The organism is Pedobacter chitinilyticus (assembly GCF_003313385.1).
Classification (GTDB): domain Bacteria; phylum Bacteroidota; class Bacteroidia; order Sphingobacteriales; family Sphingobacteriaceae; genus Pedobacter; species Pedobacter chitinilyticus.
This window is the reverse complement of the sequence record NZ_QMHN01000005.1, coordinates 453,166-460,798: the sequence shown is the minus strand read 5'-3', so window position 1 is coordinate 460,798 and position 7,633 is coordinate 453,166. Positions and strand designations below refer to the sequence as shown.

The following is a 7,633-nucleotide window of genomic DNA, read 5'->3' as shown; positions in this document are numbered from 1 at the left end:
GTAGGAAAACTTTCACTTTCCGCAAGAAAAAAATAAAACTTTTTTTCTTCCCGTTTGTTCTAGCTCTTCAGTCGCCCCCTCTTCCTCCGAAGCGGAGTGCAAAGGTAGCAAAATATATCCCATACGCAAGACAAGGACCGATATTTATGGCGCACATCCTCCTAAGCCACTGGTAAACAAAAGGAAAAAATGACACCTTATCTGAAAACTATTTTAAAAATCTTAGGAATGGCACCCATATCGCCTCTCCTGCTATAGATTTTATATTTAGTCAATCTAAAAAACAAAGAATAAACTTGGGCATATTAGCACATATTCTCATATAATATATAATAAAGGGAAAGTGATCATCTCATCAGAATCTGGATTTGGAACATTCTCCATAGCTCAAATGTATATATATGTATAAAGAAGTAAATTTTGGAATGGCAAAGGCGCTAAGAAATAAAACCACCTATGCTTTAAATAACTTCTTATATAAATGACTGGCCAGGCCACTAAAAGAGTTCTTGTTTTTTTCCGTTTGGTGTACCTGGAGCAATGACCTATGCTTGATTTCCGCAATCAATTGTGAAAAATATACTGTTGGCGAAAGAAAATCGTCATAAACCTGCCTACACTTTAATTGTAATTCTTGTGTTAAGCCTTGTTCATGTATTTGCAATGTACGCTGCAAACATGTTTTTGCATCATCTTCAAAAATCAATATTTCATTCCAAGCAATCTTATCTGAAAAAGGCAATAACATATTTGTATTTACCAGCACAGGTATCCTTCCACAGGAAAGCACTTGATAAAATCGCATCGAAAAATTACCTGCTCCTCTATTAGATAATGTAAATTGGGTATTTTCTATATTATCGAAAAACTCGTTGATCAAAGATTTATCATGCGGCTTTCCTCCCCAAAACTTTTTCCTCACTAAAAAATCACTACTAACCTGTTTACTTTTTAGGAATACATTAACTAGTTTTTTGCGATGTTTTGAAAGCAAGCCACAAAAACCAATAACGGGCAATTCACTTTTTGGAGATAAGGGGTAGGGTTCTTCTCTTCCTTCCCACAGATAAGGCAGAATAATTTCGTGATCCCTCAATTTGCTTGCCCTCGCACTTACCCGCAGCAAAATCAAATTATCAAAATGCCCGTAATCACTTTCATCATCGAGCATGACAAAGATGAGCACCTTTTTTCCTAGCGGCTTGTATTTTTCTGAGATCTGTTTAAGAAACTTTCCAACTTGTTTAGCATCTTTATAGAGGTCATGATACAACACCAATTCACAATCTTCTAATGATGCGGGCTGATAGGTGCTGCTTTGAGCAACAAAAAAGAGTGTACCGTCTAACGGTTCGGCGTGGTATATTTTAATAGGTGCGACGGTTTTCACTTTGTGTTAGTATTGCCCTGTGCTTAATAGTACCAAGGTACAAGCTTCTGTATATGCTATTTGATGCTTATCTAGCAACTCTTCCAAAGCTTCATTTTCAGTTCCTGGGTTAAAAACGACTCTTTTGGGTTTTGTGGCAACAATATAATCAAAATATTGTGGTTGGGTTGCTGGCCCTATATATAAGGTAATGGTATCTATGTCATGATAGATGGCATCTGGTTTTTCTATCGCCACTCCTGCTACTTCGCCCTTTTTTATTCCGATATTAACAATTTGATGGCCTCTGCTGGTTAACATATGGGCTGCTTTGTAGGCATATCTATCTGGATCAGTGCTTGCTCCTATAATTAATGTCTTTTTCATGTCTTACTTTGTGATTACATAGATTAAACGATTACATAGATTAAACGATTACATAGATAAATGGTTTCTCAGATTTTAGGTTTACACGGATTTCAAAATAGCATCGGCGCAATTGATCCCATCTATCGCTGCAGAAACAATCCCCCCAGCATAGCCCGCACCTTCAGCACAAGGATAAAGCCCTTTGATTTGTGGATGCTGAAATGTCTCTTTATCTCGTGGTATACGCACGGGAGAGGATGTTCGGCTTTCTACACCCACCAAAATTGCATCGTTGGTATAATAACCTTTCATCTTTCTGCCAAATAATGGAAGCGCCGAACGCAAGCTCGATGAAACAAATTCAGGTAGGATATTATCAAGCATGACACTTTTTGTTCCTGGCAGGTACGAGTTTTTCGGCAAATCAATGGACAATCTATTTTCCACGAAATCTATCATCCGCTGTGCGGGCGCTACCAAATTTCCTCCGCCAGCTTCAAATGCCAGTTGCTCAATCTCCGACTGAAAGTTAAGCATCCTCAAAGGATCATAACCTTGAACATCATCTAGGGTCACCTGAACCACTGTTCCTGAATTGGCATATGGGTTATTTCGTTTTGAAGGCGACCAACCATTTACCACAATTTCGTCCAATCCAGTTGCGCAAGGTGCTATAATACCTCCAGGGCACATACAAAATGAAAATACACCACGATTTTTCACTTGCTCTACCAAGCTGTAATAGGCTGGCGGTAAATACTCGCTTCTCACATCGCAGTGATATTGCGCTTGATCGATCACATTTTGTGGATGCTCTATCCTAACTCCTAAAGCGAAGGGCTTGGCTTCGATTAAGATGTTCTTGCTATTTAACAATTCATAAATATCTCTTGCCGAGTGTCCAGTGGCTAGGATAACGGAATTGGCGGCTATTTCTTGTTCGTGGTTAACGATGATCCCCTGTACCGCACCATCTTTAATGATCAGGTCGGTAAGCTTTGAATCGAAAAGCACTTCTCCACCTGCTTCCAAAATGGTTTCCCTAATGGCCGTAATAATATGGGGCAATTTATTCGTACCAATATGTGGTCGCGCATCAATCATGATGTCATCGTCTGCACCATGCTGTACAAAAATTTGCAGTACCTTATTAATATCACCACGTTTATTAGATCTGGTATATAACTTACCATCTGAATAGGTTCCCGCTCCACCTTCGCCATAGCAATAGTTAGATTCGGTGTTTACCACGCCCTGTTTATTGATCGCGGCCAAATCTCTACGTCGTTGCTTTACATCCTTACCTCTTTCCACCACAATTGGCTTCAAGCCATTCTCAATGCATTGCAAAGCTGCAAACAAACCCGCTGGACCTGCCCCAACGATGATGACTTTTTTATCATCGCCTATTTTAGGGTATTTAAAAGAAATTTCTTCTGGAAGGTAATTTTCATTGATGAAGACTCTCACCTGCATGCGATAAACCACTTTTCTTGAACGTGCATCAATGGATCTTTTAAGGATTTTAAAATCTTTAATTTGATCGCGACCTACCTTCAAGTTTTTTGAAAGCGTTTCTAAAATTGCTTTTTCATTGGCAACCTCGTGTGGAGGAAGGGTTATTTCAATATCTTTTTGCATAACGGTGAGTCGAGTTTTTATCTCGAACACTGCAAAATTAGCAAATTAGCTTGAGCTAAGATTGTTTTTATGCTTATCTTGTTATTAAATATGGCAAGTTGTCAGTTTTTTGTTTGTTTTGGTAACAAGGAACGAATATTGATATCTAAGCTTTAAATAGAAAACCTAAAAAAGAAAATAACATGAAAAAAGTTTTAATTGGAATTGTTGCGATTGTGGCAATATTGGCTTTGTTTAGTGGCTGTGGATATAACAGCCTAGTGAAACTAGATGAGGATGTTAAAACAAAATGGGGAGCTGTGGAAGCTCAATATCAACGTAGGGCAGACTTGATTCCTAATTTGGTAAATACTGTTAAAGGCGCTGCAAAATTTGAAGAATCGACCTTAACTGCGGTAATTGAAGCGCGTAGCAAAGCCAGCCAAATTACGGTAGATCCTGATAAGCTTACAGAGGAAAATATGCAAAAATACCAACAGGCTCAGGGTCAGATTACACAGGCTTTGGGACGTTTGATGGTACTGACTGAAAACTACCCTCAATTGAAAGCTACAGATCAATTTAGAGATTTGTCTGCTCAACTGGAAGGAACTGAAAATAGGATTACTGTAGCCCGTACTGATTACAACAACTCTGTACAAACTTATAACACCAAAGTAAGGTCATTCCCAAATAATCTTACTGCTGGATTGTTTGGCTTTTCGCAAAAAGCCGCTTTCAAAGCTGACGCTGGCGCACAAAATGCACCTAAAGTAGAATTTTAGTTATAAAACAACCTTTTTATAGGGTAATGTATATCTTACATCGTTTAAGCATACATTACCCTTAATTTTTATTTAATCCAATGTCTATTTTCACTACCAAAGAACAAGAACTAATTGCCAACGCCATTACTGAAGCTGAAAAAGCTACTTCTGGCGAAATAAGAATTGCTGTTGAAAAACATTGCAAGGGCGATGCTTATGAAAGGGCTACTGTTTATTTCCACGAATTGGGGATGGATCAAACGTCGCAGCATAACGGTGTGCTGATTTACCTTGCAACCGAAGATCATAAATTTGCTATTATTGGCGATAAGGGAATTAACAACTTAGTTCCTCCAGATTTTTGGGAAACTACCAAAACAGCAATGAAAGCTCATTTTATGTCCAACAATCTTTGTGATGGCATTATTGCTGGAATTGCACTTGCTGGTGAGAAGTTATCTACATTTTTTCCCAATAAAAATGATGATGTGAATGAGCTTCCTAACGAGATTGTCTTTATTGACCAACGACCTTAGGACGTTTCTAATTGTTTTAATCATCACCTATATGTAACTAAGATGAAAAGAATATTTCTTTTAATAACCCTGCTATTATCGTCTGTATTTGGTTTTTCTCAGGAATTTCCGAAAAAGCCTAGTACCCTGGTTAACGATTATACCAATACCTTATCTCCTGGTGATATTGCAAGTTTGGAAAGAAAGCTTGTGGCTTTTGACGATTCTACTTCCAATCAAATTGCTGTAGTTATCCTTAAATCCGTTGGCGACTATGACATTAACGAATATGCTTACCAACTTGGTAGAGCGTGGGGCGTGGGCGGAAAAGAAAAAAATAATGGCGTAGTGTTATTAATTGCTCTTGGTGATCGCAAAATGTCTATTCAAACGGGGTACGGCTTAGAGGGTGCATTACCCGATATCTATACCAAAAGGATTATAGAAAATGACATCAAGCCCTTTTTTAAGGAAGGAAATTACGCTCAAGGGATTGAGGCTGGAACAAATTCAATCATTTCACTGATTAAAGGAGAGTACAAAAACGACAAACCAAAGAGTAAAAAAGGTGTAGGTGGTGCAGGTTCTGGTTTAATTGTGCTGATCATTATCGTCATCATTATTCTGATCCTCAAACGAGGCGGTGGTGGCGGAGGAGGTCAAGTAATTGGTGGTCGTGGTGTTTCTGAAGCACTTTTCTGGGGCTTATTGTTTGGCAGTGGTCGTGGTAATTCAGGCGGTGGATTTGGTGGCGGTTTCGGTGGCGACAGCGGGGGTGGCGGCTTTGGAGGATTTGGTGGCGGTAGCTTTGGTGGTGGCGGAAGTAGCGGAAGTTGGTAGTGGTTAGTGGTTAGTGGTTAGTGGTTAGTGGTTGGAATAGTAAAAACCTTAACACGTTACACATACTTATATTTAATCATTAAAAATTCATTCATTCTCTAATGGAGAAATAATGTACAGAAAAGATTTAATTACGGCAGAGATAGAAAGGCTTGCTCAAGTTTTGGCTAGAATTATGGGCCTGAAATTAGAGGGAGATTTGGTAAAGGCGAACGAGCTTTTTAATGAAACTATAGAAAATTCATTTAAGTTATCTCCTTTTATTTTAGAAGATAGCGATATTAGTGCATTTGAAAATTGGCTGAACGAAACGGATCTTCCCGCCGAAAAATTAGATTCTCTTAGCGAATTTCTTTATTATGAGCTGGGCATTAGTCCTCAACGCAATGCTTTAATTGCTCCAAGATTGAATCTTATCTATAAAGTTTTGGCTGAAAAGCATAAGATTGTGCATTTGGTTAATTTTCACAGACAGGAGATTATTCAACAATACCTTTAGGAATAAAGACGAAAGACCAAAGAATAAAGACGGAAATTATCAATGGAAATAAAAAAATGGCAAAAGCTTGCCTCTAAATATTTAGTGCAGGAGAAATGGGCTACACTTAGGGTAGATACTTGCAAACTTCAAAACGACACCGTTAAAGATGACTACTACGTATTGGAGTATCCCAATTGGGTAAACGCAGTAGCCCTTACCAAAGACAACCAAATGATTTTGGTGCGTCAATATCGCTTTGCAGCAGATATCATTTCCCTGGAAATACCTGGTGGTGTGATTGATTGTGGCGAAGCACCAGAAGTAGCCATTAAAAGGGAATTGTTAGAAGAAACGGGTTATAGTTTTGACAGTTGCGAATTGATTGCAACTTTATACCCTAACCCTGCAACATCAACCAACAAAACCTTTACCTATTTGCTAAAGGGCGGTGTAAAAACCCACGAACAGCATTTAGATGAACATGAAATTTTAAATGTAGAGCTTTACAGTATTGATGAAGTAAAGCAATTACTAAAAGACAACAAGATTGATCAATCTTTACATACCGCTGCTTTATTTTACGGATTGGCAGCTTTACAAGAACAATATCTCTAACAATTAAACACTCCTTATCCTATTAAGGAGTGTTTAATTTTTTACTGAGGACTTCAATTGCCTTTTTAAAATAGGCATCATCGCTGTTTTTAAGTGAATCCGTATTGTCAACTAGATAATCAGGTTGTAATCCTTTTCCTACTTCGGCATACTCTTTCCTATTTCTATCAATAGTATTCCCTTCTGTAAGTACTAAAAATGCACCATCAGCTAATTTATGTTCCTGATTAGCGGATGTTAATCCAGTGGTTTTTGTTCCAACAAAGGAAATGTTCTTTTGTCCAACAAACGATATCGCTGCAAATTCTCCACTACTTGCTGTTCCTTCGTTAATAAGTACCACTATTGGCTTTCTAACTATTTTAATTTTTCGATTACCTATTTTAATTTGATACCTCGCCAAGTTATTCTCATAAAATTTTCCATTTTTAAAATTCATAAAAGTATACCTGTCCAATCCATTTTTCCATCCAATCACGTTGTGCTGATCCAAAAATGGTGAGATAGCGGCATACATCGGCACAAACATCCCGCCTTCGTTATCACGAATATCAATTATCCAACCTTTAGGATGTTTTGATTCCAATTCGGAAATTTTATCCCAAAAGGTTTTTACATACTCGTCCCACTCTGCAAAGTTAAAACTCGCAAAGGAAGGTAGTTGAATATAAGCATACCGACTTTCTAAAATGGCCGACTTCATTTCTGGGAATTGTTGTCCTGTTTTTCTATACCCTAACAAATAAGCTTCAACTTGTTTAGGTGAAAAGAATTTGGAATGGCTATCTTCCAACTTAAGCAAGGTCATTTTGATGATTGGATAGGTATCTGCAATTGTTCTGGCATTTTCGACAGCTGCATTCGCATCTTTATAAATTTCTTCCCAGTTTAACCTGTTACTGTTCACCGATCTTTTTTTCATTAGATCCAACGCTTTTTTTAAATAAAGCTGAATGCTATCTGTTTTGCCTTTTTTCAGCTTAATCAAGTTCTCTTGTGCATTAGCCCTTGCAAATACGAACAGGAAAAGCACGACTAAAATATTTTTATTCATCCT

General features: G+C 37.9%; 9 protein-coding genes. 5 read left to right on the top strand and 4 right to left on the bottom strand.

What is annotated here, in order from left to right:
- Positions 1–454 precede the first annotated feature (454 nt).
- The 3 genes from DUT70_RS16865 to DUT70_RS16855 form a co-directional block, all read right to left on the bottom strand.
- Positions 455–1,390: a hypothetical protein gene (locus DUT70_RS16865; RefSeq protein WP_113648519.1), complete on the bottom strand. Its 936-nt coding sequence runs from the start codon at positions 1,388–1,390 to the stop codon at positions 455–457.
- Between the two features lie 6 nt (positions 1,391–1,396).
- Complete coding sequence (locus tag DUT70_RS16860) at positions 1,397–1,756, bottom strand: CoA-binding protein (protein ID WP_113648518.1); 360 nt, start codon at positions 1,754–1,756, stop codon at positions 1,397–1,399.
- An 81-nt stretch (positions 1,757–1,837) separates the two neighbouring features.
- A complete protein-coding gene (locus tag DUT70_RS16855; RefSeq protein WP_113648517.1) occupies positions 1,838–3,379 on the bottom strand; it encodes an NAD(P)/FAD-dependent oxidoreductase in 1,542 nt (513 codons plus the stop codon).
- A 182-nt stretch (positions 3,380–3,561) separates the two neighbouring features.
- Here DUT70_RS16855 and DUT70_RS16850 point away from each other — a divergent pair, with 182 nt between their 5' ends.
- The 5 genes from DUT70_RS16850 to DUT70_RS16830 all read left to right on the top strand — a co-directional run bounded on the left by DUT70_RS16850 (position 3,562) and on the right by DUT70_RS16830 (position 6,576).
- Positions 3,562–4,143: a LemA family protein gene (locus DUT70_RS16850; RefSeq protein ID WP_113648516.1), complete on the top strand. Its 582-nt coding sequence runs from the start codon at positions 3,562–3,564 to the stop codon at positions 4,141–4,143.
- A gap of 80 nt (positions 4,144–4,223) precedes the next feature.
- Positions 4,224–4,661, top strand: a complete 438-nt coding sequence (locus DUT70_RS16845; protein WP_113648515.1) for a TPM domain-containing protein — start codon at positions 4,224–4,226, stop codon at positions 4,659–4,661.
- Positions 4,662–4,703: 42 nt separating this feature from the next.
- On the top strand, positions 4,704–5,480 hold the full coding sequence (locus DUT70_RS16840) for a TPM domain-containing protein (protein WP_113648514.1): 777 nt from the start codon (positions 4,704–4,706) through the stop codon (positions 5,478–5,480).
- A gap of 112 nt (positions 5,481–5,592) precedes the next feature.
- Positions 5,593–5,979, top strand: coding sequence for a hypothetical protein (locus DUT70_RS16835; protein WP_113648513.1), 387 nt, complete (start codon positions 5,593–5,595; stop codon positions 5,977–5,979).
- Between the two features lie 42 nt (positions 5,980–6,021).
- Positions 6,022–6,576 carry an NUDIX hydrolase gene (locus DUT70_RS16830; RefSeq protein WP_113648512.1) on the top strand — a complete coding sequence of 185 codons (555 nt, stop codon included), beginning with the start codon at positions 6,022–6,024 and terminating at the stop codon, positions 6,574–6,576.
- Positions 6,577–6,598: 22 nt separating this feature from the next.
- Here DUT70_RS16830 and DUT70_RS16825 read toward each other — a convergent pair whose 3' ends face one another.
- Positions 6,599–7,630: a S41 family peptidase gene (locus DUT70_RS16825; RefSeq protein WP_113648511.1), complete on the bottom strand. Its 1,032-nt coding sequence runs from the start codon at positions 7,628–7,630 to the stop codon at positions 6,599–6,601.
- Positions 7,631–7,633 lie beyond the last annotated feature (3 nt).

Excerpts from the sequence above, each read along its gene's own strand:
- DUT70_RS16860 (WP_113648518.1), bottom strand. The coding sequence starts at position 1,756 with ATGAAAAAGACATTAATTATAGGAGCAAGCACTGATCCAGATAGATAT.
- DUT70_RS16855 (WP_113648517.1), bottom strand. The coding sequence starts at position 3,379 with ATGCAAAAAGATATTGAAATAACCCTTCCTCCACACGAGGTTGCCAAT.
- DUT70_RS16850 (WP_113648516.1), top strand. The coding sequence starts at position 3,562 with ATGAAAAAAGTTTTAATTGGAATTGTTGCGATTGTGGCAATATTGGCT.
- DUT70_RS16845 (WP_113648515.1), top strand. The coding sequence starts at position 4,224 with ATGTCTATTTTCACTACCAAAGAACAAGAACTAATTGCCAACGCCATT.
- DUT70_RS16840 (WP_113648514.1), top strand. The coding sequence starts at position 4,704 with ATGAAAAGAATATTTCTTTTAATAACCCTGCTATTATCGTCTGTATTT.
- DUT70_RS16835 (WP_113648513.1), top strand. The coding sequence starts at position 5,593 with ATGTACAGAAAAGATTTAATTACGGCAGAGATAGAAAGGCTTGCTCAA.
- DUT70_RS16830 (WP_113648512.1), top strand. The coding sequence starts at position 6,022 with ATGGAAATAAAAAAATGGCAAAAGCTTGCCTCTAAATATTTAGTGCAG.
- DUT70_RS16825 (WP_113648511.1), bottom strand. The coding sequence starts at position 7,630 with ATGAATAAAAATATTTTAGTCGTGCTTTTCCTGTTCGTATTTGCAAGG.